This window comes from Streptomyces longisporus (genome assembly GCF_039532765.1).
GTDB lineage: Bacteria > Actinomycetota > Actinomycetes > Streptomycetales > Streptomycetaceae > Streptomyces > Streptomyces longisporus.
Genome location: NZ_BAAASG010000013.1, coordinates 145,037 through 167,958 on the forward strand (window position 1 = coordinate 145,037; position 22,922 = coordinate 167,958).

At 70.6% G+C, this 22,922-nt stretch carries 23 protein-coding genes and 1 pseudogene; 14 read left to right on the forward strand and 10 right to left on the reverse strand.

The annotated features are described in order from the left end of the window. Positions 1–127: 127 nt before the first annotated feature. Both ABD355_RS28675 and ABD355_RS28680 read left to right on the forward strand, forming a co-directional pair. Positions 128–1,105 (forward strand): ABC transporter ATP-binding protein, encoded by a 978-nt coding sequence (locus ABD355_RS28675; RefSeq protein ID WP_344403668.1) that lies wholly within the window; start codon positions 128–130, stop codon positions 1,103–1,105. Next, the gene (locus ABD355_RS28680; RefSeq protein ID WP_344403622.1) at positions 1,092–1,973 is read left to right on the forward strand and encodes an ABC transporter permease; all 882 of its coding nucleotides are present in this window, start codon (positions 1,092–1,094) and stop codon (positions 1,971–1,973) included. Before ABD355_RS28675 ends, ABD355_RS28680 begins: the two co-directional genes overlap by 14 nt. Here the strand turns inward: ABD355_RS28680 and ABD355_RS28685 are convergent. Further along, entirely contained in the window at positions 1,963–2,472 is a 510-nt protein-coding gene (locus ABD355_RS28685; protein ID WP_344403623.1) for a DUF6668 family protein, read from the reverse strand. The genes ABD355_RS28680 and ABD355_RS28685 overlap by 11 nt on opposite strands. Before the next feature lie 246 nt (positions 2,473–2,718). On the opposite strand from ABD355_RS28685, the gene ABD355_RS28690 reads away from it, so the two are divergent. Then, positions 2,719–3,927, forward strand: a complete 1,209-nt coding sequence (locus tag ABD355_RS28690; protein WP_344403624.1) for a tetratricopeptide repeat protein — start codon at positions 2,719–2,721, stop codon at positions 3,925–3,927. On the opposite strand, the pseudogene ABD355_RS28695 reads toward ABD355_RS28690, so the two are convergent. From ABD355_RS28695 to ABD355_RS28710, 4 genes and pseudogenes are all read right to left on the reverse strand, one after another. Then, positions 3,884–4,217: pseudogene (locus ABD355_RS28695) on the reverse strand (hypothetical protein); the annotation flags it as partial. The gene ABD355_RS28690 and the pseudogene ABD355_RS28695 overlap by 44 nt on opposite strands. Before the next feature lie 133 nt (positions 4,218–4,350). Next, positions 4,351–4,839, reverse strand: a complete 489-nt coding sequence (locus tag ABD355_RS28700) for a VOC family protein (RefSeq protein WP_344403625.1) — start codon at positions 4,837–4,839, stop codon at positions 4,351–4,353. Positions 4,840–4,981: 142 nt separating this feature from the next. Continuing rightward, positions 4,982–5,929 (reverse strand): EamA family transporter RarD, encoded by a 948-nt coding sequence (rarD, locus tag ABD355_RS28705; RefSeq protein ID WP_344403626.1) that lies wholly within the window; start codon positions 5,927–5,929, stop codon positions 4,982–4,984. Between the two features lie 129 nt (positions 5,930–6,058). Continuing rightward, complete coding sequence (locus ABD355_RS28710; protein WP_344403627.1) at positions 6,059–6,913, reverse strand: SDR family oxidoreductase; 855 nt, start codon at positions 6,911–6,913, stop codon at positions 6,059–6,061. A gap of 94 nt (positions 6,914–7,007) precedes the next feature. On the opposite strand from ABD355_RS28710, the gene ABD355_RS28715 reads away from it, so the two are divergent. The 3 genes from ABD355_RS28715 to ABD355_RS28725 all read left to right on the forward strand — a co-directional run bounded on the left by ABD355_RS28715 (position 7,008) and on the right by ABD355_RS28725 (position 8,600). Further along, positions 7,008–7,418, forward strand: a complete 411-nt coding sequence (locus ABD355_RS28715) for a winged helix-turn-helix transcriptional regulator (protein ID WP_344403628.1) — start codon at positions 7,008–7,010, stop codon at positions 7,416–7,418. A gap of 249 nt (positions 7,419–7,667) precedes the next feature. Beyond that, positions 7,668–8,243 carry a DUF6082 family protein gene (locus ABD355_RS28720; RefSeq protein WP_344403630.1) on the forward strand — a complete coding sequence of 192 codons (576 nt, stop codon included), beginning with the start codon at positions 7,668–7,670 and terminating at the stop codon, positions 8,241–8,243. A 114-nt stretch (positions 8,244–8,357) separates the two neighbouring features. Continuing rightward, entirely contained in the window at positions 8,358–8,600 is a 243-nt protein-coding gene (locus ABD355_RS28725) for a hypothetical protein (protein WP_344403631.1), read from the forward strand. A 63-nt stretch (positions 8,601–8,663) separates the two neighbouring features. Here ABD355_RS28725 and ABD355_RS28730 read toward each other — a convergent pair whose 3' ends face one another. From ABD355_RS28730 to ABD355_RS28750, 5 genes are all read right to left on the reverse strand, one after another. Continuing rightward, positions 8,664–9,743: a 2-oxoacid:ferredoxin oxidoreductase subunit beta gene (locus ABD355_RS28730; RefSeq protein ID WP_344403632.1), complete on the reverse strand. Its 1,080-nt coding sequence runs from the start codon at positions 9,741–9,743 to the stop codon at positions 8,664–8,666. Further along, positions 9,736–11,664, reverse strand: a complete 1,929-nt coding sequence (locus ABD355_RS28735; RefSeq protein ID WP_344403633.1) for a 2-oxoacid:acceptor oxidoreductase subunit alpha — start codon at positions 11,662–11,664, stop codon at positions 9,736–9,738. The genes ABD355_RS28730 and ABD355_RS28735 overlap by 8 nt, the downstream gene beginning before the upstream one ends. A 278-nt stretch (positions 11,665–11,942) precedes the next feature. Beyond that, the gene (locus ABD355_RS28740; RefSeq protein WP_344403670.1) at positions 11,943–12,602 is read right to left on the reverse strand and encodes a LuxR C-terminal-related transcriptional regulator; all 660 of its coding nucleotides are present in this window, start codon (positions 12,600–12,602) and stop codon (positions 11,943–11,945) included. A gap of 227 nt (positions 12,603–12,829) precedes the next feature. Next, a complete protein-coding gene (locus ABD355_RS28745; RefSeq protein ID WP_344403634.1) occupies positions 12,830–14,188 on the reverse strand; it encodes a sensor histidine kinase in 1,359 nt (452 codons plus the stop codon). A 128-nt stretch (positions 14,189–14,316) separates the two neighbouring features. Next, on the reverse strand, positions 14,317–15,510 hold the full coding sequence (locus tag ABD355_RS28750; RefSeq protein ID WP_344403635.1) for a sensor histidine kinase: 1,194 nt from the start codon (positions 15,508–15,510) through the stop codon (positions 14,317–14,319). A 227-nt stretch (positions 15,511–15,737) separates the two neighbouring features. On the opposite strand from ABD355_RS28750, the gene ABD355_RS28755 reads away from it, so the two are divergent. Genes ABD355_RS28755 through ABD355_RS28790 form a run of 8 tightly spaced genes read left to right on the forward strand, consistent with a single transcriptional unit; the run spans position 15,738 to position 22,918 of the window. Next, a complete protein-coding gene (locus ABD355_RS28755; RefSeq protein ID WP_344403636.1) occupies positions 15,738–16,145 on the forward strand; it encodes an NADH-quinone oxidoreductase subunit A in 408 nt (135 codons plus the stop codon). Further along, positions 16,136–16,756 (forward strand): NADH-quinone oxidoreductase subunit B, encoded by a 621-nt coding sequence (locus ABD355_RS28760; protein ID WP_344403637.1) that lies wholly within the window; start codon positions 16,136–16,138, stop codon positions 16,754–16,756. The genes ABD355_RS28755 and ABD355_RS28760 overlap by 10 nt, the downstream gene beginning before the upstream one ends. Continuing rightward, on the forward strand, positions 16,753–18,240 hold the full coding sequence (locus tag ABD355_RS28765; protein ID WP_344403638.1) for an NADH-quinone oxidoreductase subunit C: 1,488 nt from the start codon (positions 16,753–16,755) through the stop codon (positions 18,238–18,240). The genes ABD355_RS28760 and ABD355_RS28765 overlap by 4 nt, the downstream gene beginning before the upstream one ends. Further along, entirely contained in the window at positions 18,237–19,205 is a 969-nt protein-coding gene (locus ABD355_RS28770; RefSeq protein ID WP_344403639.1) for a complex I subunit 1/NuoH family protein, read from the forward strand. The genes ABD355_RS28765 and ABD355_RS28770 overlap by 4 nt, the downstream gene beginning before the upstream one ends. Further along, on the forward strand, positions 19,205–19,816 hold the full coding sequence (locus tag ABD355_RS28775) for a NuoI/complex I 23 kDa subunit family protein (RefSeq protein WP_344403640.1): 612 nt from the start codon (positions 19,205–19,207) through the stop codon (positions 19,814–19,816). Before ABD355_RS28770 ends, ABD355_RS28775 begins: the two co-directional genes overlap by 1 nt. A gap of 23 nt (positions 19,817–19,839) precedes the next feature. Then, on the forward strand, positions 19,840–20,538 hold the full coding sequence (locus ABD355_RS28780; protein ID WP_425585800.1) for an NADH-quinone oxidoreductase subunit J family protein: 699 nt from the start codon (positions 19,840–19,842) through the stop codon (positions 20,536–20,538). Further along, a complete protein-coding gene (nuoK, locus tag ABD355_RS28785; protein WP_344403641.1) occupies positions 20,538–20,927 on the forward strand; it encodes an NADH-quinone oxidoreductase subunit NuoK in 390 nt (129 codons plus the stop codon). The genes ABD355_RS28780 and nuoK overlap by 1 nt, the downstream gene beginning before the upstream one ends. Beyond that, positions 20,924–22,918: an NADH-quinone oxidoreductase subunit 5 family protein gene (locus ABD355_RS28790; RefSeq protein ID WP_344403642.1), complete on the forward strand. Its 1,995-nt coding sequence runs from the start codon at positions 20,924–20,926 to the stop codon at positions 22,916–22,918. The genes nuoK and ABD355_RS28790 overlap by 4 nt, the downstream gene beginning before the upstream one ends. The last annotated feature ends 4 nt before the right edge of the window (positions 22,919–22,922 follow it).

The window sequence follows — 22,922 nt, forward strand, 5'->3', positions numbered from 1 at the left end:
GACGATCGACCGCCCATCGCGGCACAGCCGTCGAGCGCTTGGCCGGGAACCTTGCGCGACGCTCGTACGTAGTCACTGTACGTAGCCGCCGCGCGAGAGGCAGCACATGCACGAATCGAGGAAGCCGATGGGCGAGGAGTCCGCCACGGAGCCGGAGCAGAGCGAGCCGCCGGGTGACAGCGTCATCGCCACCCATGGGCTCACCAAGCGCTACCGCGGCGGGCAACTCGCCGTCGACGGCCTGGACCTGACCGTCCCGGCGGCCAGCGTCTTCGGCTTCCTCGGTCCGAACGGCTCGGGCAAGACCACCACCATCCGCATGCTGATGGGTCTGATCGAACCCACGTCGGGTACGGCGCGCGTCCTCGGGCGGCCCATGCCGCGCGCCTCGCGCACCGTGCTCCCGCACGTCGGGGCCCTCATCGAGGGCCCCGCCCTGTACGGCTTCCTCTCCGGCCGCGACAACCTGCTGCGTTACGACGCCGCCGACCCGACCGCCGATCCGCGCACCCGGCGTGCCCGTGTCGCGGCCGCGCTGGACCGGGTGGGCCTGACCGCGGCGGCCGGCAAGAAGGCGAAGGCGTACTCGCTGGGCATGAAGCAGCGGCTCGGCCTGGCCGCGGCGCTGCTGCAGCCCCGCAGACTGCTCGTGCTCGACGAGCCGACCAACGGGCTCGACCCCCAGGGCATGCGCGAAATCCGTTCGCTGGTCAGGGAGTTGGCTTCCGACGGCACGACGGTCTTCCTCTCCTCCCACCTCCTCGACGAGATCGAGCAGGTCTGCACCCATGCCGCGGTGATGGCGCAGGGCCGTCTGATCACCCAGGGCGCCGTGGCCGACCTGGCCGCGGGGGTGCGCGGCCGGCTGGTCGTCACCACGCCCGACCCCGGCGACGCGGCCCGCGTGCTGAAGGAGCAGGGCGCCGCCGACGTCGTGGTCACCGACGACCGGGTGACCGCCGAGCCCCCGGACCGTGACCTGGCCGAGGTGAATGCCGCGCTGGTCACGGCCGGCGTCCGGGTCCGCGGCTTCGGCGTGGAACGAGCGTCCCTGGAGGACGCCTTCGTGGCACTGACGGGGGAGGGCTTCGATGTCGCGGGCTGAAGCGGTCGTGTCCGAGGTGCGTCAGCCGAGTCCCCTGTGGACCTTCGGGCTCTTCCGCAGCGAACTGGTCACCACGTTCCGCCGGTGGCGGACCCTCGCTCTGCTGGCCGTACTCGCGGCCGTCCCGATCCTGGTCGGCATCGCAGTCAAGATCGAGACCAGCGGCGGTTCGCCGGACGGCCCCGGGCGCGGCGGCGGCCCCGCCTTCATCTCGCAGATCACCAACAACGGCCTGTTCCTGGTGTTCACCGCACTGGCCGCGACGCTCCCGTTCTTCCTGCCGATGGCGATCGGCGTCATCGCGGGCGACGCCATCGCCGGCGAGGCCAACTCGGGCACCCTGCGCTATCTGCTGGTCGCCCCCGCCGGCCGCACCCGCCTGCTGCTCACCAAGTACACGACGGTGATGACCTTCTGCCTGGTCGCCACCCTCGTGGTGGCCGTCTCGGCGCTCACCGTCGGGGCGATACTCTTCCCGCTCGGCGAACTGACGACCATCTCCGGCACACAGATCAGCTTCACCGAGGGCCTGGGCAGAGCCGTGCTGATCGCCCTGATCGTCGCGGTGTCCCTCATCGGCGTCGCGGCACTGGGCCTGTTCGTCTCCACCCTGACCGGCAGCGGCATCGCCGCGATGGCGACGACCGTCGGACTGCTGATCACCGTCCAGATCCTCGACCAGATACCCCAGCTCCACGCGATACAGCCGTACTTCTTCTCCCACTACTGGCTGTCCTTCGCCGACCTGATGCGCGACCCGGTCTACTGGGACGACCTGGTGAAGAACCTTGAGATCCAGGCCCTTTACGCGGCCGTGTTCGGCTCGGCGGCATGGGCCCGGTTCACGTCGAAGGACATCACCGCCTAGCCGCCCCCGTGAGGCGGGCCAGTGGCTGCGTCTCGCGCGGCGGCGACCCGCCGAGGTCACCGAGGCGCCAGTCGGACACCCAGGGCACGCGGTAGACGTCGATGAGCGACTCGATCAGCCGCAGCTGCCGGTCGAGGGGCCGCGGCAGCCGCCCCGGCGCGTCCGCGACGAGTACGACGGCGTCGAGGTCGAGCCCCGGCGGGGCCTCCCCGAGACGGAAGACCTCCAGGGTGCGCAGGGCGGCCGTCAGCCCCGACGCATGCGTACGGGCGACGAGCAGGACGGACGGCGGGTCCTCGGGGCCTGGCCAGGCGCGGCCGCAGTCGTGACCGCCGTAGACGGCGGCGAGGGTGGACACGCCCGCGCCGCCGTGCGCGCCCACCCAGGAGTAGCGCCGGGCGGTGGCGGTGGACGGGGCGGGCTGCTGCGGTCCCGGCTCCGGTACGGTGACCGGGCCGCGGATCCAGATCTCAGGTCCCTGCTGCACGTCCGTCCGCATGCCCGCCTTCCTCCCTCGTACACCCACCGGTGCTCATGGCGCCGGCCACACGACGGGGGCGAGCTCCTGGGACGAGTCTGTGACGCCACGGTGACCGGAGAACCGGCAGCGACCGGCGAGACTCAACAGTACGTGCACGAACGGATCTTGACGCCGGGGGAGCGGAAACCCGACGGCGGGAGGGAGCACCATGGAACCCGAACGCGCTGTCCGCAGACTCCCCGACGCATCCGAGTGAGGGAACCGATGGCTCGACTCAGCCGCGAGAAGAAGCGGGAACAGCAGCGCGCCGAGGGCTCGGCGGCCCTGGTGGCGGCACCGATCGACGTCCGCGTGCCCGAAGCCGGTGCGGTCGGCGCCTGGGTCGGCGGTGTGCCGGTCACCGCGGCCGCCGGTGAGGAGATCCAGCAGGCCGTCCTGAACCATCTCCATCGCATCGCCCTCGCCACCGGCCACCCCGTCCTCGCCACCGTGCACGACGAGCGGATCGCCTGCGTCGTACACCTTCGGGTGGACACGGACGGGGCCAGCAGTTTCACCGGGGAACCCGTAGGGATGACCGTTCCCGCGGCGCAGGCTCCGCCGTCCCCGCCGCGGCCGCCCGAGCAGTCGTCCCAGGGCGACCAGCCGACGCATGTGCTGCGGGCGCCCGCGGAACCCGCGCGGGAGACCTCCCCGACGTTCGTGCTGCGTGCGCTGCCACAACCGGCGCAGGACAGGGCCCCGGGCACGGTGGCGGCCCCGACCGGCGAGTTCGGCCCGCCCCCGCCGATGGACGCGGTCCCGCAGCACCACCCGGACGCCGAGGACGCACCCGTACCCCGCGAGGAGTCCGTCAACGCCCCCGCACCCAAGCGTCCGGCGACCGCCCCCCTTCTCCTGGTCCCCCCGGACCCGGCCCTCGACCCCGACCCCAAGCCCACCCCCGCCCGCGGCTTCGACGCCGTGGCCGAAGCCGTTCTCGGTGACGAACCGCCGACCGGCCCCGCCTTCCTCGCGGAGCCGATGGCGCAGATCAACGAGGCCGTGAAAGCGGGGCGGACAGAGACAGCGGCCGGGCTGGCCGAGACCACGGTCGAGGAGGCGTCGGCGGCGCTCGGACCGGAGCACCCCGAAGTGCTCCGGTTGCGTGAACTCACCGCGTACATCGCCTACTTGGCGGGCGAGCCGATCCGCGCGTTCCGGCTCTCGCTCGACCTGGCCCGGCTCCACCGCCGCACCGGGGACGCGGAGGCGGCCTACGGCAACATCCAGAGCGCGGCCTCCGCCTGGCGTGCCGTGCGCGATCCGCAGCAGGGCCTGGACCTCGGCCACGAGCTGATCGGCCTGTGGACCGAGCTCACGGCCGAGGACGGCCCGGCGGCCGACGACATCGAGCGGCTGGAGTCGGCCCGCACCCGCATGGGCCGGCTCACGGAACGCGCCCGCAAGTCGGCCCAGCAGACGCCGGGCTGACGACCGGGGGCGGCCACTCGGACAGCTCCCACACCGCGTGCGCGATGGCGTCGTGCGGTCCAGAGCGATGTCGTCGATGTCGGACGTCGGGTCGCAGGAGCGGTGGTGGTAGGCGGGCGTCGAAGGCCCCGACGTACCGCCCACTTGGCAGCCTGCGCCGCTGAACATCCCGCCCACCGGGACACCCGCGTCCTTGAACGGCATGTATTCGCAGCGGCCGTCACCCGGTCCGGCGAGCCGATCATGTCGAAGTTCAGCCAGCCGCTGATCTTCGAGCGATGCGCGGCGGAGGGGCCGCCGTCGTCGAAGACGCCGCGCCGGCCGGGGAAACCGCCGGTCAGGAACATGACATCACACGCGCCGACGGCTGCTGAGCCAGTTCGCATAACGGAACATCCCGCCCGCCGGGACACCCGCTATGACCTACTGCACGCAGAACTCGTTCCCCTCCGGGTCCGCCATCACCACCCACTCCCCGGCGGGCTCCTTCACCCGCCGCAGCACGCTCGCCCCCAACTCCACCAGCCGCTCGACCTCGCCGTCACGCCGCCCGTCGCCGGGATGCAGATCGAGATGCAGCCGGTTCTTGACGGTCTTGGCCTCCGGCACCCGCTGGAACAGCAGCCGCCGCCCGAGCCCCGTCCCGCGCTCCTTGTCGTACGGATCGTCCGGATGCCGCACCGCAATCAGGTCCCGGAAGGCCCGCCGCCCATGGAACTCGACGGTGGCCGCGACGGGCAGTGCCCCGAGCTCCAGCAGCCGCTCCACGAACGCACTGTTGTCCTCGACCTCATACCGCAACGCGGCGGCCCAGAAGTCGGCCTGCGCATGCGGGTCACCGGCGTCGACGACCAGCTTCCAGTGGACGGGGGAGGGGTCGGACGGGGGCGTGGGTGCGGGCGTCTGTGTCATGGGACCACTTATATGCGGCACCGCGGCCAATGTCTGCCGGGTTGACAACTCCCAGCGCCGGTCGGCGTTCGTCTTTCAGCCCGTCCGGCGTTTGAGGACGAGGCCGTTCAGGCCGACACGGGGGCCTGGGGCAGACCCCCAGTCAGACGTCCACCGCAGCGGAGGGCGCCGCCTCGACCTGCGGCACGCGAACCCGGGCCGGCCTGGTCGCAGAGCGCCAGGCATCCCACGTCAGCAAGCACAGGGCAACCCACACCAACGCAAACCCGGCCCACCGCTCCACCGGCATCGCCTCATGGAAGTACAGCACCCCGAGCAGAAACTGAAACACCGGCGCCAGATACTGCAGCAGCCCCAGCGTCGACAACGGCACCCGAATCGCCGCCGCCCCGAAACACACCAGCGGCAACGCGGTCACCACCCCGGTGGCGGCGAGCAGCGCGCCGTGCCCCACCCCGTGGGTCGTGAACGTCGACGAGCCGCGCGAGCTCAGCCACAGCAGATAGCCCACGGCGGGCAGGAACTGGATCGCGGTCTCCGCGGCCAGCGACTCGATCCCGCCGAGCCCGACCTTCTTCTTCACCAGCCCGTACGTCGCGAAGGAGAAGGCGAGCGTGAGCGAGATCCACGGCGGCTGCCCGTACCCCACCGTGAGCACGACCACCGCGGCGAAACCGGTCCCGACCGCCACCCACTGCACGGGCCGCAGCCGCTCCTTCAGGATCAGCACGCCCATGGCGATGGTGACCAGCGGATTGATGAAGTACCCGAGCGAGGCCTCGACGACATGCCCGCTGTTGACGGACCAGATGTACACGCCCCAGTTGACGGTGATGACGGCCGCGGCGACCGCGACCAGCCCCAGCCTGCGCGGCTGCCGCAGCAGCTCACCCGCCCAGGCCCAGCGCCGCATCACGACGAGCGCGGCGCCCACGAAGACCAGGGACCAGGCCATCCGGTGGGCGAGGATCTCGATCGCGCCGGCGGGCTTCAGCAGGGGCCAGAAGAGGGGGACCAGACCCCACATCCCGTAGGCGGCGAAGCCGTTCAGCAGTCCTATGTGCCGCTCGCCCCTGGACTTCCCGGTCACGGCCCCCTCCTCACCTCGTCGCGCACGCGTCCCAGGCAGAAGGTAACGCCGAGCGCCCCCGCCTGTCATACCCGTATCGCCATACGGTCATGACAGGCGGGGGTGTCGCACCCGGGGCGCCCGGGAGCGTCAGCCCTTGACAGCCGCCGCGATCGCGTCGGCGAGCGGCGTGGTCGGACGGCCGGCCAGGCGGGACAGGTCGCCGGTGGAGACGACCAGCTCGCCCTTCTCGATGGAGGCGTCCACGCCCGCAAGGATCGCGGCGAGCGGGCCGGGCAGCCCGGCGCCGGTCAGGATCCCGGTGAGGGCCTCGACCGAGACGGGGCTGTAGACGATCTCCTGGCCGGTCTGCTTGCTGAGCTCGGCCGCGTACTCGGCGAAGCTCCACGCCTCGTCGCCGCCCAGCTCGTACGTCTTGTTCTCGTGGCCCTCGCCGGTCAGTACGGCGACGGCGGCGGCAGCGTAGTCGGCACGCGAGGCGGAGGAGACCCGGCCGTCACCGGCGGCGGCCACGACGGCGTTGTGCTCCAGCACGGGGGCCAGGTTCTCGGTGTAGTTCTCGTGGTACCAGCCGTTGCGCAGCAGCGTGAACGGCACGCCGGAGGCGAGAAGGGCCTCCTCGGTGCCGCGGTGGTCGTCGGCGAGCGCGGCCGTCAGGCTGCCGGGGGCGCTGGTGTAGGCGAGGAGCGCGACACCGGCGGCCTTCGCGGCCTCGATGACCACCTTGTGCTGGCCGACACGGCCCTTGTCGAACTCGTTGCCGGAGATGAGCAGCACCTTGTCACCGGCCGAGAAGAGGCTGCCGAAGGTCTCCGGCGCGTTGTAGTCGGCGACCGCGAGCTTCACTCCGCGCGCGGCGAAGTCGGCGCCCTTCGCCTCGTCACGTACGACGGCGGTGATCTGCTCTGCCGGGACCTTCTCCAGCAGCTGCTCCACGACATGACGGCCGAGGTGTCCGGTGGACCCGGTGACGACGATGCTCATGATCTGCGATCTCCTTGTGGGGTGCGGATGTGCCACTAACCCTAGGAGCGGCGCTAACTATTGGAAAGTACCCACTTTGAAGTAAGGTACTGGCATGGCAGTAAGTACTCCGGAATCCGTCGTCGAGCCGGGACCCCTCGCCAAGTACGACACCGGCGAGGCGATGTGCCCCTACCGCCTCGTCCTGGAACACCTCACCAGCCGCTGGGGTGTGCTGGTCCTGATCGAGCTTCTGGAGCGCCCCTACCGCTTCAGCGAACTGCGCCGGGCCATCGGCCGCGTCAGCGAGAAGATGCTCACCCAGACCCTGCAGACCCTGGAGCGCGACGGACTGGTGCACCGCGACGCCAAGCCGGTGATCCCGCCGAGGGTCGACTACTCCCTGACCGACCTGGGGCGAGAGGCGGCGCAGCAGGTGCGGGCGCTGGCGGTGTGGACCGAGCGGCGGATGGACGCCGTACAGCAGGCGCGGGACGCGTACGACGCGGCGAAGCGGCAGCGCTGAGTGTGGGCTGAGCAGGGCCGACGCGTCCGTCGGCAGCTGCCGGACGCATGCGGCGGGCGCTCGCCGGGCACACGAGTGTCAGGGTGCGGACGGGCAGAAGCGCTACGTCCTTCCATGCGCCCCCTCTCCGCCTTCCGCACCGCCTGACGGCACCGGGCACGCTGGAGGCGGAATGTCGTGCCCTCCCGTGCGCCGGTCCGTGCACCGTCGGCCGGTGCACGGCCACCTGATCCAGGGGGATTCCTCGAGATGGCTTCACGGCGGAACGCGGCCGCGCGAAGTATCGGTTCTGCAGTAGCGGCGGGACTGGGGCTGAGGGGGGTGTCCTTCGCGCGGGGGCGCCGCCGGCGTCTGGAGCAGCTGCGGACCGAGCTGGTGCAGCAACTCGGGCTGATGACCGAGGAGATCCGCCGGGCCAACCTCATCCAGCACTACCGCCTCATCGTGGACCAGAACGACCGCAAGCTGGACGACCCCTTGCTGGCCGAGGCGTCGAGCACGCTGGGGGGTCTTTCCGATGACAGGCGCCGTCAGATGATCTTCGCCAACCAGCAGTACGGCTCCCTGGTGCTCGCCCACCGGGTCGGAGCGCTCGGCTGGGACGAACTTCTCGGCCATCTCCGCGTGTTGTGCATCAATTCCGTCTTCGCCGAGTACTGGGACCGGACCGTGGAGCACCGGCGGAGTCTGCCTCAGGACTCCGTCGAGGCGAGGATCGGCGCGGCCGTCGACGTGATGATGGAGGAGCTGGCCGAGGAGCCGGACGAGTGGTGGGTGGTGGGCGCCGTGCCTGAGCCGGAGCCCGAGCCCCCGGCGCACGGCTGAGGGCGTATGCCGCACCTGTACTCCGACGGGTGGGTGTGAGCACAGGTCGGCCCGGTCATGCTCTGGACGTTGGCTGTGACTCCGGGAGGGGACGCTCAGTTGCCTGACGAATCGATGTCTGTTCGGATAGCCCGCCGCCTCGGCGATCCACCCCGCAAAAGAGGCAGCTATTCCTCCGAGACCTGCCCCGACCTGTTCGAACTGACCGATGGCAACTTCGCTGTCATCGGCACCGAAGCCACCACCGCCCTCGACCCCCATCTGCCCCCGGACGCCGCCCGCGCCGACTACGAACGCATCGTCGTCATCACCCGCGAGACCCTCATCCGTGCCAAGAAGGACATCCCCGACGTGTGACACCGCACGGGAGGGCCCGGATGCCGCACCGCCGCATCCGGGCCCTCCGCTTGTACGTGTCGGTCAGCCGACGACCGTCCAGGTGTCCCCGCCCGCCAGCAGCGCGGCCAGGTCGCCCTTGCCGTTCTGCACGATCGCCGTGTCCAGCTGGTCGGCCATCTGGGTGTCGTACACCGGCCGGTCCACCGACCGCAGCACACCGATCGGGGTGTTGTGCAGGGTGTCCGGGTCGGCCAGTCGGGACAGCGCGAAGGCGGTGGTCGGCGACTCGGCGTGGGCGTCGTGGACCAGAATGCGGGACTCGTTGTCCGCGGTCACGTCGACCACCTTCAGATCGCCGGTGGCCGCATCCCGGACGACGCCCTTGGACAGATCGCTGCCGAAGCGGATCGGCTGCCCGTGCTCCAGCCGGATCACCGCCTCCTCGGCCTGCTGCTTGTCCTTCAGGGCCTCGAAGGCGCCGTCGTTGAAGATGTTGCAGTTCTGGTAGATCTCGATCAGCGCGGTGCCCGGGTGGGCGGCCGCCTGGCGCAGCACCTCGGTCAGATGCTTGCGGTCGGAGTCGATGGTGCGGGCGACGAAGGAGGCCTCCGCTCCGAGCGCCAGCGACACCGGGTTGAAGGGCGCGTCCAGCGAGCCCATCGGCGTCGACTTGGTGATCTTGCCGACCTCCGAGGTCGGCGAGTACTGCCCCTTGGTCAGGCCGTAGATCCGGTTGTTGAACAGCAGGATCTTCAGGTTCACATTGCGGCGCAGCGCATGGATGAGGTGGTTGCCGCCGATGGACAGGGCGTCGCCGTCACCGGTGACCACCCACACCGACAGATCCCGCCGGCTGGAGGCGAGCCCGGTCGCGATGGCGGGCGCCCGGCCGTGGATCGAGTGCATGCCGTACGTGTTCATGTAGTACGGGAAGCGGGACGAGCAGCCGATGCCCGAGACGAAGACGATGTTCTCCTTGGCGAGGCCCAGCTCCGGCATGAAGCCCTGGACGGCCGCCAGGATCGCGTAGTCACCGCAGCCGGGGCACCAGCGCACTTCCTGGTCGGACTTGAAGTCCTTCATGGACTGGCGGGCCTCGGCCTTGGGAACGAGCGAGAGCGCCTCGATCGTGCCCGTGCCTTCCGTGGACGTCTCAGCCATCGATGGCCTCCTTGAGAGCCGTGGCGAGCTGCTCAGCCTTGAACGGCATGCCGTTCACCTGGTTGTACGAGTGGGCGTCGACCAGGTACTTCGCCCGGATCAGCGTGGCGAGCTGCCCGAGGTTCATCTCGGGAATCACCACTTTGTCGTAACGCTTCAGGACCGCGCCGAGATTCCTCGGGAAGGGGTTCAGATGCCGCAGATGGGCCTGCGCGATGGACTCCCCGGCCGTGCGCAGCCGCCGTACCGCCGCCGTGATCGGTCCATAGGTCGATCCCCAGCCGAGCACCAGCGTGCGCGCCTCGTGCGGGTCGTCGACCTCCAGCTCCGGCACGTCGATGCCGTCGATCTTGGCCTGCCGGGTGCGGACCATGAAGTCGTGGTTGGCGGGGGCGTACGAGATGTTGCCGGTCCCGTCCTCCTTCTCGATACCGCCGATGCGGTGTTCGAGGCCGGGGGTGCCGGGGATGGCCCAAGGGCGGGCGAGGGTCTGCGGGTCGCGCTTGTACGGCCAGAAGACCTCGGTGCCGTCCTCCAGAGTGTGGTTCGGGCCCTGCGCGAACTGCACGGTCAGATCCGGCAGTTCGTCCAGCTCCGGGATGCGCCAGGGCTCCGAGCCGTTGGCCAGATAGCCGTCGGAGAGCAGCATCACGGGGGTGCGGTACGTCAGCGCGATCCGCGCCGCCTCCATGGCCGCGTCGAAGCAGTCGGCCGGGGTCCTGGGGGCGATCACCGGGACCGGTGCCTCGCCGTTCCGCCCGAACATGGCCTGCAGCAGATCGGCCTGCTCGGTCTTGGTCGGCAGACCGGTGGACGGCCCGCCGCGCTGGATGTCGATGACGAGCAGCGGCAGCTCCAGCGAGACGGCGAGCCCGATGGTCTCGCTCTTGAGCGCCACACCCGGACCGGAGGTCGTCGTCACCCCCAGCGAGCCGCCGAAGGCCGCGCCCAGCGCCGCGCCGATGCCGGCGATCTCGTCCTCCGCCTGGAAGGTCCGTACGCCGAAGTTCTTGTGCTTGCTCAGCTCGTGCAGGATGTCCGAGGCCGGAGTGATCGGGTACGAGCCCAGGAACAGCGGCAGGTCGGCCTGGCGCGAGGCGGCGATCAGGCCGTAGGCGAGGGCCAGGTTCCCGGAGATGTTGCGGTAGGTCCCGGTCGGGAAGGCGGTCGTGGCCGGGGCGATCTCGTAGGAGACCGCGAAGTCCTCGGTCGTCTCGCCGAAGTTCCAGCCCGCGCGGAACGCGGCGAGGTTCGCCTCGGCGATCTCCGGCTTCTTCGCGAACTTGGTCCGCAGGAACTTCTCGGTGCCCTCGGTGGGCCGGTGATACATCCAGCTCAGCAGCCCCAGCGCGAACATGTTCTTGCTGCGCTCGGCCTCCTTGCGGGAGAGATCGAACTCCTTGAGCGCCTCGACCGTCAGCGTCGTCAGCGGCACCTCGTGCAGGCTGTACCCGTCGAGCGAGCCGTCCTCCAGCGGAGAGGCGGCGTACCCGACCTTCTGCATCGCCCGTTTGGTGAACTCGTCCGTGTTGACGATGATCTCCGCGCCGCGCGGCAGGTCGGCGATGTTGGCCTTGAGGGCGGCGGGGTTCATCGCGACCAGTACGTTGGGCGCGTCGCCCGGCGTGAGGATGTCGTGGTCGGCGAAGTGCAGCTGGAAGGACGACACACCCGGCAGGGTCCCGGCAGGGGCCCGGATCTCGGCGGGGAAGTTCGGAAGAGTGGACAGATCGTTCCCGAAGGACGCGGTTTCGGAGGTGAAACGGTCACCGGTGAGCTGCATTCCGTCACCGGAGTCCCCCGCGAACCGGATGATCACCCGGTCCAGCTTGCGTACGTCCTTCGTTCCGCCCGGCCCCCGCTGCTCTCCGACGACGGCTCCGTCTGCCTGCTCCGCTGTCCTGCTGACCTGGCTGGTCACTGAACTGGACCTCCCTCGAGGCGGCTGTCTGGGACCGGCCTTCCCGTAGGCCTTCCCAAAATCAACCCTACGTCCGGCAGGGTCGCCTTCCCGTGGCCATTCGCATCATGGACACAGTTTTGAGACGGTGTGACGCCCTGACTTGTCATGATTTCTCGCCCCTCGGCGCTCCCTTTGAAGACGCTTCGTGCGATTCGTTCGGTTCTGTGCGTGGACGGAGGCTGGATGGATCCTGGATCGATGACTGAACGCGCGCTTACTGACTCAGTGTCAGCCCCTCAGGAGTTCAGATAGGTGAGGACCGCGAGAACGCGCCGGTGATCCCCGTCACTCTGGGACAGCCCGAGCTTGAGGAAGATGTTGCTGACGTGCTTCTCCACGGCGCCGTCGCTCACCACCAGCTGCCGCGCGATGGCCGAGTTGGTCCGCCCCTCGGCCATCAGCCCCAGCACCTCCCGCTCCCGCGGGGTGAGCCCGGTCAGCACGTCCTGCTTACGGCTGCGCCCGAGCAGCTGCGCGACCACTTCAGGGTCCAGCGCGGTACCCCCCTGGGCCACCCGCACCACGGCATCCACGAACTCCCGGACCTCGGCCACCCGGTCCTTGAGCAGATATCCGACGCCATGACTGGAACCGGCCAGCAGCTCGGTGGCGTAGCGCTCCTCCACGTACTGCGACAGCACGAGCACCCCGAGGCCCGGATGGGCCTTGCGCAGCTGCACCGCGGCCCGCACCCCTTCGTCGGTGTGCGTGGGCGGCATCCGCACGTCCGCGACCACGACATCGGGCAGCTCGCCCTGCGCGTCCAGCTCGGTGATGGTCTTGATCAGCGCGTCGCCGTCACCCACCCCGGCGACCACGTCATGCCCGCGGTCGGTCAACAGCCGGGTCAGCCCCTCCCTGAGCAGCACTGAATCCTCGGCGATGACCACCCGCACTCTGTCCTCCACGATTCCCCCGGCTCCCCCAGCCCGACTCCGTCTGCCAGTGGTCCAGCATTCCAGCATTCGGATCCGCGTGCCTGTGACCAACGGGAATCCCTGAGTTTTTCAGCCCGTCCGGCGGTCGAGGACGAGGCCGTCAGGCCGATCGGGGGTCCAGGGGGCGGAGCCCCCTGGCGGGGCCGAGCTGCATCCATCAGCGGCTCCGCCGCGGGCCCCGGTGCTCACCCCACCGCCCGCTCCCCGCGCCACGGCAACTCCGCGGTCACCCGAGTAGGCCCCCCCACCGGCGAATCCACCACCAGAATCCCGTCCACCGCATCCAACCGCTCGGCAAGCCCCCCCAGCCCGGACCCCCGGGAGGCATCCGCCCCACCCACCCCGTTGTCCACGACCTGCACCATCAGCCGGCTCTCCACCCGCCACACATCCACCGCGGCCCACGTGGCCCGCGCATGCTTGCTGATGTTCTGCAGCAGCTCCGACACCGTGAAGTACGCGATCCCCTCGATGGCCGGCGCCGGCCGCTCGGCCAGATCCACCTCCACCTGCACCGGCACCGTGCACCGCGAGGCCACCGCGGACAGCGCCGCATCCAGCCCCCGGTCCGTCAGTACGGCGGGATGGATCCCCCTGGCCAGATCCCGCAGCTCCTGCAGCGCCGTCTTCACCTCACCGTGCGCCTCGTCCACCATCCGCGCCGCCGCCCGCGGATCCTCCGCCAGCTTCTCCTTCGCCAGCCCCAGATCCATGGCCAAGGCCACCAGCCGGGCCTGCGCCCCGTCGTGCAGATCGCGCTCGATCCGCCGCAGATCCGCAGCCGCCGTGTCCACCACGACGCCCCGGTCCGACTCCAGCTCCACCACCCGCGTCGCCAGCCGGGACGGCCCGAGCAGCCCGTGCACCAGCACCCGGTCCACCATGGTCAGCGCCCGCACGATCCACGGCGTGGCCAGCGTGAACAACAGCCCCACCAGTGCGGTGACGGTGATCTCGAAGGGGTTGTCGAGGTAGATGCTGTGGCTGCCGTCGCCGTACAGCTGAAGCCCGCCCTGACCGCCGTACATCGGAAAGAGCCAGAACCACAGCGGATACGTCAGCAGCCCCCAGCCGTACGCCCAGAAGTTGACGGCGACCACGAACGAGAACACCGACCACGGGAACTGCACCAGTGCATACAGCAGCGCCCGCCACGACGTGCCGCTCTTCAGCACGGCCCCCATCCAGGCCATCACGCCGGACTTCTTCATCCGCAGCGGCTCCGGGTCGGCCACCTCGAGCCCCAGCAGCCCCCGCGCCCGCGCCCGCTCCAGCGCGCCGAAGCCCCGGCAGCCGGCCAGCCCCGCCGCCAGCACCGGAATCCCCAGGAACGTCACCAGCAGACCCGCCCCGAGCGACACCATCGTGACGGCGTAGACGAAGAGCATGATGCCGATCGGCAGGCTCAGCAGCACATACCCGAACTCGCGCCAGCTGCGCGCCTCGAAGGGGGCCCGCAGCCCGGCCGGCAGCCGGCGCCGCGTCCCCTCGGTGAACCCGAGCCCGCTGTCGTGCCCGTAGCCCTGTCCGTACTCCGTGGCCATCGGCGTCGTCCGTTCTACTCGTCCCGTTCGCCCTGTCCGGCTGCGGCTGTCCTGCCGTATCCCCACACTGCTGCGCCGCAGGTCCGCGGACCATGGAGGCCGTCGGCCTCTTGGAAGGGGGGTTTTCCCTACCCCTTGCCGGCAGCGCGGTCGCGCCACGGCAGCTCCGCGGTGACCACGGTCGGCCCGCCCTGCGGCGAGTCGATGACGAACAGTCCGTCGACGGCGTCCAGCCGGTCGGCGAGCCCCTGCATCCCCGAGCCGCCGTCCAGGCGCGCGCCCCCGCGGCCGTCGTCCTCGACCTGGATGAGCAGCCGGTCCGTCGCCCGCCACACCTCCACCGACGCTGTCTTCGCCGCACTGTGCTTGCTGATGTTCTGCAGCAGCTCGGAGACGGTGAAATAGGCGATGCCCTCGATGGCCGCGGCGGGCCGTGAGGCCAGATCGACGGTCACCTTCACGGGCACCGTGCACCGCGAGGCCACCGCGGACAGCGCGGCATCCAGCCCCCGGTCCGTCAGTACGGCGGGATGGATCCCCCTGGCCAGATCCCGCAGCTCCTGCAGCGCGAGCTTCACCTCGCCGTGCGCCTCCGCGACCATCTCCGCCGCCGAGTCGGGGTCCTCCAGGAGCTTCTCCTTGGCCAGGCCAAGACCCATCGCCAGATTGACCAGGCGGGCCTGCGCCCCGTCGTGCAGATCGCGCTCGATCCGCCGCAGATCGGCGTTGGCAGTGTCGACCACGACCCCCCGGTCCGACTCCAGCTCCGCGATACGCCGCTCCAGCTCGTCGGAGGGCGACAGCAGCCCGCGCACCATCGCCCGGTCGGCGTTGGCCAGAGCCCGCGCGATGAACGGCAGCACCGGCCACAGCACGAACAGCGAGGTCAGCGTGATGACAAAGGTCAGGATCCCCCAGGGCAGCCGGATGAAGTCGTACAGCACCGTGCGCCAGCCCACCGGGTCCTTCACCCGCATCCACAGCCACGGCAGGAAGCCGGTGCCGCCTCCGGGCAGCCGGCTCGGCTCCTCCACCCGCACCCCGAGCAGCTTCCTGGCCCGCGCCCGCTCCATCCTGCCCAGCAGCCGCGCACCGGTCAGACCGGCCGCCAGCAGCGGGAACCCGACCACCGTCACGGTCAGCCAGAAGCCGGTGAACAGCACCGTCACGACATAGACGAACCCGATCAGCGACACCGGAAGGTTCGCCAGCAGATGCGCGATCTCCTTCCAGGTGTGCCGGTCGTAGGCGAAACGGGCAGGCGGCAGACGGTCGCCGTCACCTTCCTGGGCCCCCATCGGGCGCGCGTGTCGTTCGGTCATATGGGCTAGCGTGCCGCGCGCCGGACGCCCGCGCCATGAGGTCGGCCGCCCACGTCTCCTGGGGAAAACCCCACCCCGACCGCTCCTCGGCGGCCTCCTGGCATCTCAAGGTCGTCTCAAGCGGTGACGGGCTGCTTACCGTGTCTTTATCAGGGCCTAGACTCCCGTGCGTACAGATCGTCGAACAGCAGCGTTCATCAAGGTCGCAGGGAGCGAGGGGTACGGACGTGCGGGAATCGACCGTCGCCGGTCCGACCGTCGTCGCGGCGGACTACTTCCAGTCGTACTCGGTCGTCGGACTGCTCGCCGTCGTCGGCGTGCTCTTCGTCGCGGTCGCCTTCGGCGCCGGCCGACTGCTGCGGCCCATGGTCCCCACCCCCGAGAAACTCCTGACGTACGAGTGCGGAGTCGACCCCGTCGGCGAGGGCTGGGCCCACACCCAGGTCCGCTACTACGTCTACGCCTTCCTTTACGTCATCTTCGCCGTCGACTCGATCTTCCTGTTCCCCTGGGCGACGGTGTTTGCCGCGCACGGGTACGGCGTGACCACACTGGTGGAGATGTTCATCTTCCTCGGCTTCCTGGCCGTGGGCCTGCTGTACGCATACAAGAAGGGCGTCCTGGCATGGACGTGACGACGCCGGACACCAACGGTCAGCCCGTACTCCTCCCGGAGCCGAAACGGCTGGGCGCCCTCGCCCGCCTGGCCCCCGAACCGATGAAGGTGGTCCTGAACTGGGGCCGCCGGTACTCGCTGTGGGTCTTCAACTTCGGTCTCGCCTGCTGCGCGATCGAGTTCATCGCCGCGTCGATGGCCCGCCACGACTTCATCCGCCTGGGCGTCATCCCCTTTGCACCGGGCCCCCGCCAGGCCGACCTGATGGTCGTCTCCGGCACGGTCACGGACAAGATGGCCCCGGCCGTGAAGCGGCTGTACGAACAGATGCCGGAACCCAAGTACGTCATCTCCTTCGGCGCCTGCAGCAACTGCGGCGGCCCCTACTGGGACTCCTACTCCGTCACCAAGGGCGTCGACCAGATCATCCCGGTCGATGTCTACGTCCCCGGCTGCCCGCCCCGCCCCGAGGCCCTCCTCCAGGGGATCCTCAAGCTCCAGGAGAAGATCGCCCGCGAGTCGCTGGGGGAGCGGTACGGAACCGCACCGGCACGCCCGTCGGCGGCGGCCCTGCAGAGCGGCCTGGTGAAGCCCCCGTCGCCCGACGCTCCTTCGGAGGAGGACCGATGAGCACGGTCGGCTGGCTCCCCGCCCCCGCCGACCAGCTGTTCGGTACGGAGGCCACCGCCGAGGAGTCGTACGAGCTCCTGACGGTCGACGTCCCGCCGGCGAGCTGGCCGGCAGCGCTGCAGGTGGCCCGCGACCAGCTGTCGTGCACCTACTTCGACTGGCTGAGCGCGGTCGACGAACCGGGCACGGGTTTCCGCGTCTCGGCGCACGTGGTCTCCCTGTCTCCCGTGCGCCGTCTGCTGCTGCGCACCACGGTCCCGCACGAGGCGCCGACGCTGGCCTCCGCCGTCGGCGTCTACGCGGGCGCGGCCTGGCACGAACGCGAGACCCACGAAATGTTCGGCGTCGTCTTCGAGGGCCACCCCGCCCTGGACCACCTCCTCCTCCCGGAAACCTTCGAAGGCCACCCCCTGCGCAAGGACTTCGTCCTGGCCGCCCGCGTGGCCAAGGCCTGGCCGGGCGCCAAGGAACCCGGCGAGTCCGACCACGGCGGCCCCAAGCGCCGCCAGATGCTCCCCCCGGGCGTCCCCGACCCGAACGAATGGGGCCCCCTGAAGGGTCAACTCCCCCCTGCCCCGGCACGCCCAGCCCGAGCCGCAGGCCGCCCCCCGACCGACCGCCCGACCCGCCCAGCAGCCGACCGCCCGGCCCGCCGCGCCCGCTCGGCAGCGGAGGGCTCGGCGAGCCAGGCGACGACATCGCCTTCTGCCGATGCACCGGCTGCTCCGCGTCGTGCGCGGTCGGCGGCGGAGGGCTCGGCGAGCCAGGTGGCGACACCGCCTTCTGCCGATGCACCGGCTGCTCCGCGTCGTGCGCGGTCGGCGGCGGAGGGGTCGGCGAGTCAGGTGGCTTCGACTCCGGCCGAGGGTGCCCCGGCCGACCGGCAGCCCGGTGCCGCCGATGCGGCAGCGCCGCGACGCACACGCAGCGCGAGCGAAGGCTCGGCCTCGCAGACCCCCCGAAGCCAGTCGCCACAGAGCCCAACCACCCGACCCGCACCCGCCCCGCGCAGTTCGGACGCCCCGTGGCACCACGCCCGCCCGGCTTTCGACGAGCCGGAGCCGAGGTCTGAGGACGAGCCGAGGCTGAAGAGCGGGCCGACGGCCGAGGGTGGGCCTGCCCCGGAGACCGAAGCGGGGCCTGGGACGAAGTCCAGCCCGGAAACGAAGCCCAGCGCGGACTCGAAGTCGGAGGGCGAACCGAGCCCAGTGCCCGAGCGGCAGCCGGCGGCTGAGTCGGCCCCCGATGCCGAGCCTGTCGCCCAACCGCCGAGCGAAGCCGAACCCAGCCCGAAACCGTCCGTCGGCGCCGACTCCGACGCGGGTTCAGGCCCCTCCGCCGAGTCAACCCCCGGTGACAGCTCCTCAAGCCTGGCCTCCGCCAAAGAGGCCCCCGCCGAGAAGTCCCCCCACGCCACCCCCGAAGATCCGTCCCCCGAAGATCCGACTCCGGACCCAGAAGACCCCGCAGGAGGCCCGCAGTGACCGACGCTCTGGACGTCACCCTGCGACTCCTGATCGTGTTCGTCGTCTTCCTCACCTTCCCCCTGATCGTCGGCCAGACCGAGCACAAGGTCATGGCCCACATGCAGGGCCGCCTCGGCCCGATGTACGCCGGCGGCTTCCACGGCTGGGCCCAACTCGTCGCCGACGGTGTGAAATTCGCGCAGAAGGAAGACGTCGTCCCGGCGGGCGCGGACCGCCGCATCTTCCAGCTCGCCCCCGCCGTGGCCCTCCTCCCGTACCTCCTGGTTCTCCTCGCCATCCCCATCGGCCCCAGCGAGGGCGCCGTCGGCCAGGTCCTGGACGCGGGCATCTTCTTCGTCCTGGCGGTGATGGGCGTAGGCGTCCTCGGCTCCCTCATGGCCGGCTGGGCCTCCGCCAACAAGTTCTCCCTCCTCGGCGGCCTCCGCACCGCCGCGCAGCTCCTCGCCTACGAACTCCCGATGCTCCTCGCCGCCGCCTCCGTCGCAATGGCGGCCGGCACGGTCTCCCTCCCCGGCATCCTGGACGCCTTCCACTGGTGGTGGCTGCCCTGGCAGATCGTGGGCGCGATCGTCTTCTTCGTCGCCGGTCTCGCCGAACTCCAGCGCCCGCCTTTTGACATGCCCGTCGCCGACTCGGAGATCATCTTCGGCGCGTACACCGAGTACACCGGCCTGCGTTTCGCCCTCTTCCTCCTCGCCGAGTACGCCGGAATCATCGTCCTGTGCGGCCTGACCACCGTCCTCTTCCTGGGCGGCTGGCACGGCCCGTGGGGCGCCGACGGACTCGGCTGGGTCTGGACCCTGCTGAAGACGGCCGTCCTCGCCTTCCTCGTGATCTGGCTCCGCGTCACCTATCCCCGGCTACGCGAGGACCAGCTCCAGAAGCTCTCCTGGACTCTCCTCGTTCCTCTCTCCCTCGCTCAGATCGCCCTCACCGGCATCGTCAAGGTGGTGATCTCCTGATGGCTGAGCCGCTCCCGCCCACCCGCTCCCGCATCCCCGGCTCCGGCCTGGCCAAGGGCCTGGCGGTCACCCTCCGCACGATGACGCGGAAGACCGTCACCGAGCAGTACCCGGACGTCCAGCCCGACCTGCCACCCCGCACCCGCGGCGTCATCGGCCTGTTCGAGGAGAACTGCACGGTCTGCATGCTCTGCGCCCGGGAGTGCCCGGACTGGTGCATCTACATCGACTCCCACAAGGAGACGGTGCCGGCGGCCACCCCGGGCGGCCGCGAACGCAGCCGCAACGTCCTCGATCGCTTCGCCATCGACTTCTCCCTGTGCATGTACTGCGGCATCTGCATCGAGGTCTGTCCTTTCGACGCCCTGTTCTGGTCCCCGGAGTTCGAATACGCCGAGACCGACATCCACGAACTCACCCACGAGCGCGACAAGCTGCGTGAGTGGATGTGGACGGTCCCGGCCCCGCCCGCCCTCGACCCCGGCGCGGAGGAGCCGAAGGAGATCGCCGCCGCCCGCAAGACCGCGGAGAAGCTCGCTGCCGCGCAGGCCGAGCCCACCGAGGCCGCCGAGCCGCCCCGGCCGACCGAACCCGAGGGAGGCGCGTCGTGACCCTCATCTCAGCCACCGCGACGGTGGCACAGACCACGGCAGCTCACGCGACGGCAGCCCACGCCACCACGACCGCCGCCGGCGCCCACGGCTTCCTCTCGCCGACCGGTGTCGAGATCGCCTTCCTCCTCGTCGGCCTCGCCACCTTCGGCGCAGCCCTGGTCACCGTCACCACCCGGCAACTGGTGCACGCCGCCCTGTGGCTGGTGGTCACCCTTGGTGGCCTCGCTGTCGAATACCTCCTGCTGACCGCCGAGTTCATCGCCTGGGTGCAGGTCCTGATCTACGTGGGTTCCGTCGTCGTCCTCCTCCTGTTCGGTCTGATGCTCACGAAGGCCCCGATCGGCCGCTCCCCGGACGCCGACTCCGGGAACCGGTGGGCCGCGCTCACCGTGGCCCTCGCCGCGGCCACCGCCCTGGTCTGGGTCGTCGTGGACGCCTTCCGCACGACCTGGATCGATCTGGACGGCCCGGCGGCCGGCTCCACCGCCGTCACCGGAGCGAGCCTCTTCCAGAACTGGGTCCTCCCCTTCGAGGCCCTCTCCGTCCTCCTCCTCGCCGCCCTGGTCGGCGCGATCGTGCTGTCCCGCAAGGCGAAGGCGGAGATGAGCTCTCCCCCTGTGAACTCCCGGGCCGCAACCGGTGGTTCCCCATCCGTCCCTGATTCCCGTAATCACCCGATCGAGGGAAACAGTCCGGCCGAGCAGGAAGGCGCCCGCTGATGCACCTCGCCTATCCCGCCGTACTCTCCGCCCTCCTCTTCTGCACCGGCCTGTACGGCGTCCTCGCCCGCCGCAACGCGATCCTGGTCCTGATGTCCGTCGAGCTGATGCTCAACGCCGTCAACCTCAACCTCGTCGCCTTCGACGTCTGGCTCAGCAAGGCCGCCCAGGAGAAGCTGCACTCCGGCCAGGCCCTGACCCTGTTCACCATCGCCATCGCCGCCGCCGAGATCGGCATCGGCCTGGCCATCGTCCTCGCCGTCTACCGCAACCGCGGCACCTCGGCCATCGACAAGCTCCGCGACAGCGCCGAGGGCCACGAGAGCGACGGCCCCGACGGCAGCGCCCTCACGGCGGAAGAGACCGGGAAGGCTGAGGCCACCGCGTGACCACGACCACCCTCGCCGTCCTCGTCCCCCTCCTGCCGTTCCTGGGCGCCGCCTGCGGCCTGCTCCTGGGCCGCACGGCACCCGGCTTCGTCCGCCCGCTCGCCGTCCTGCCCACCCTTGCCTCCCTCGTGCTGGCGGTGCTGGTCGCCGTGCGCCAGGGCGGCGACCAGACGATCGACGCCGCCACCGAACTCACACCCACCGGCTCCGTTCCCATCGAACTCGCCCTGCACCTCGACGGCTTCGCGGTCCTCGTCGCCGTTCTGGTCGGCGTCGTAGCCACCTGCGTGCAGATCTACTCGACCGGCTACCTGCGCGACGACCCGCGCTACCCCTCGTACGCCGCCCTGGTCTCCCTCTTCACCTCCGCGATGCTGCTCGTCGTCTACTCCGGCGACCTGATCGTGCTGCTGGTCGGCTGGGAGATCATGGGCATCTGCTCGTACTTCCTGGTCGGCCACTACTGGGAGACCCCGGAGGCCCGCGCCGCCTCCATCAAGGCCTTCCTGGTCACCAAGCTCGGCGACGTCCCCTTCCTCATCGGCCTGTTCGCCCTCGCCACCGATGCCGGCTCCTTCCGCATCACCAAGGTGCTCGGCACCGTCGCGAGCGGTGGACTCCACCACCCGACACTGATTGCCCTGCTGCTCCTGGCGGGGGTGGCGGGCAAGTCGGCGCAGTTCCCGCTGCACACCTGGCTCCCCGACGCGATGGCGGGCCCGACGCCCGTCTCCGCGCTGATCCACGCCGCGACGATGGTGGCCGCCGGCGTGTACTTCATCGCACGCCTCCTCCCGGTCTTCGAGGCCTCCCGGGCCGCGATGGTCGTCCTCGCCGTCATGGCGGCTGTCACGATGGTCGGCTCGGGTCTCGCCGCGCTCGCCCAGGACGACATCAAGCGCGTCCTCGCCTACTCGACGATTGGGCAGCTCGGGTACATGACCGGCGCCCTCGCCGTCGGCGACCGCGGAGCGGCCGTCTTCCACCTCCTGTCCCACGGCGCCTTCAAGGCGCTGCTGTTCCTCGCGGCCGGCGTGATCATCCACGCCGCCGGCACCAACTCCCTGGCCACCATGTCCCGCATGCAGGGCCTGCGCGAACGCATCCCCGACGCCTACTGGACGATGACCGTGGCGCTTCTCGCGCTCGCCGCGATCCCGCCCTTCAGCGGCTTCTTCTCCAAGGAGTCCGTCCTCGGCGCCGCCGAGCACGTGGTCACCGGCCACACCGGGAGCACCCCCCTTGTCGCAGGCTGGATCACCCTTGTAGCCGGCCTGCTCACCGCTGTACTCACCGCGGCGTACGCGATGCGCCTGTGGCTGCTGGCCTTCCACGGCCGGGGTGCCGAGGCCCCCGACCACGGCCGCCAGCCACTGACCATGACCGTAGTGCTGTGGGTCCTCGCCGTCCCCTCCCTCGCGCTCGGCGGGCTCACCTACCGCTCGCTGCCCGACTGGTTCGACGGCCGTGACCTCACCCCGACGCTCACCACTTCCGTGCTCGGCACGGGCATGGCTCTGGTCGGCGGCATCGTCACCTATGCGGCCTGGCGGCACACCACCGCCCTCGCGTCCCGCGCCCCGCTCGGTGCGGTCGCGGCCCACCCCGAGGGCGACGCCGGACTCGTCGAGGCCGAGGCCATCGCCAGTCACGCGCCCGCCTACGGGGGAGTGGCATACGCGCCCGACCCGGCAGACCCGGGGCGGCTGCTGCTCGGCCCGCTGCACCGGCACGCAGCCGTCGGCTTCCACCTCGACGCGGTGTACGCGGCCCTCTTCGTCCGCCCGGTCCAGGCCGGAGCGAGTCTCGTCCGCTTCCTGGACCGCGAGGTCGTCGAGACCTACGTACGCGGCGCAGGCGCCCTACCGCGTCTGCTCGGTGCCGCCGTACGGCGCGCCCAGACCGGCAATGTGCAGACCTATGTGAGCGCGCTGCTCGCCGGCACCGTCGTCCTGGCGGTCGCCGTCCTCCTCGTCGCCACGGGAGCGTGAGCAG

Excerpts from the sequence above, each read along its gene's own strand:
- ABD355_RS28675 (WP_344403668.1), top strand. The coding sequence starts at position 128 with ATGGGCGAGGAGTCCGCCACGGAGCCGGAGCAGAGCGAGCCGCCGGGT.
- ABD355_RS28680 (WP_344403622.1), top strand. The coding sequence starts at position 1,092 with ATGTCGCGGGCTGAAGCGGTCGTGTCCGAGGTGCGTCAGCCGAGTCCC.
- ABD355_RS28685 (WP_344403623.1), bottom strand. The coding sequence starts at position 2,472 with ATGCGGACGGACGTGCAGCAGGGACCTGAGATCTGGATCCGCGGCCCG.
- ABD355_RS28690 (WP_344403624.1), top strand. The coding sequence starts at position 2,719 with ATGGCTCGACTCAGCCGCGAGAAGAAGCGGGAACAGCAGCGCGCCGAG.
- ABD355_RS28700 (WP_344403625.1), bottom strand. The coding sequence starts at position 4,839 with ATGACACAGACGCCCGCACCCACGCCCCCGTCCGACCCCTCCCCCGTC.
- ABD355_RS28710 (WP_344403627.1), bottom strand. The coding sequence starts at position 6,913 with ATGAGCATCGTCGTCACCGGGTCCACCGGACACCTCGGCCGTCATGTC.
- ABD355_RS28715 (WP_344403628.1), top strand. The coding sequence starts at position 7,008 with ATGGCAGTAAGTACTCCGGAATCCGTCGTCGAGCCGGGACCCCTCGCC.
- ABD355_RS28720 (WP_344403630.1), top strand. The coding sequence starts at position 7,668 with ATGGCTTCACGGCGGAACGCGGCCGCGCGAAGTATCGGTTCTGCAGTA.
- ABD355_RS28725 (WP_344403631.1), top strand. The coding sequence starts at position 8,358 with ATGTCTGTTCGGATAGCCCGCCGCCTCGGCGATCCACCCCGCAAAAGA.
- ABD355_RS28730 (WP_344403632.1), bottom strand. The coding sequence starts at position 9,743 with ATGGCTGAGACGTCCACGGAAGGCACGGGCACGATCGAGGCGCTCTCG.
- ABD355_RS28745 (WP_344403634.1), bottom strand. The coding sequence starts at position 14,188 with ATGGCCACGGAGTACGGACAGGGCTACGGGCACGACAGCGGGCTCGGG.
- ABD355_RS28750 (WP_344403635.1), bottom strand. The coding sequence starts at position 15,510 with ATGACCGAACGACACGCGCGCCCGATGGGGGCCCAGGAAGGTGACGGC.
- ABD355_RS28760 (WP_344403637.1), top strand. The coding sequence starts at position 16,136 with ATGGACGTGACGACGCCGGACACCAACGGTCAGCCCGTACTCCTCCCG.
- ABD355_RS28765 (WP_344403638.1), top strand. The coding sequence starts at position 16,753 with ATGAGCACGGTCGGCTGGCTCCCCGCCCCCGCCGACCAGCTGTTCGGT.
- ABD355_RS28775 (WP_344403640.1), top strand. The coding sequence starts at position 19,205 with ATGGCTGAGCCGCTCCCGCCCACCCGCTCCCGCATCCCCGGCTCCGGC.
- nuoK (WP_344403641.1), top strand. The coding sequence starts at position 20,538 with ATGCACCTCGCCTATCCCGCCGTACTCTCCGCCCTCCTCTTCTGCACC.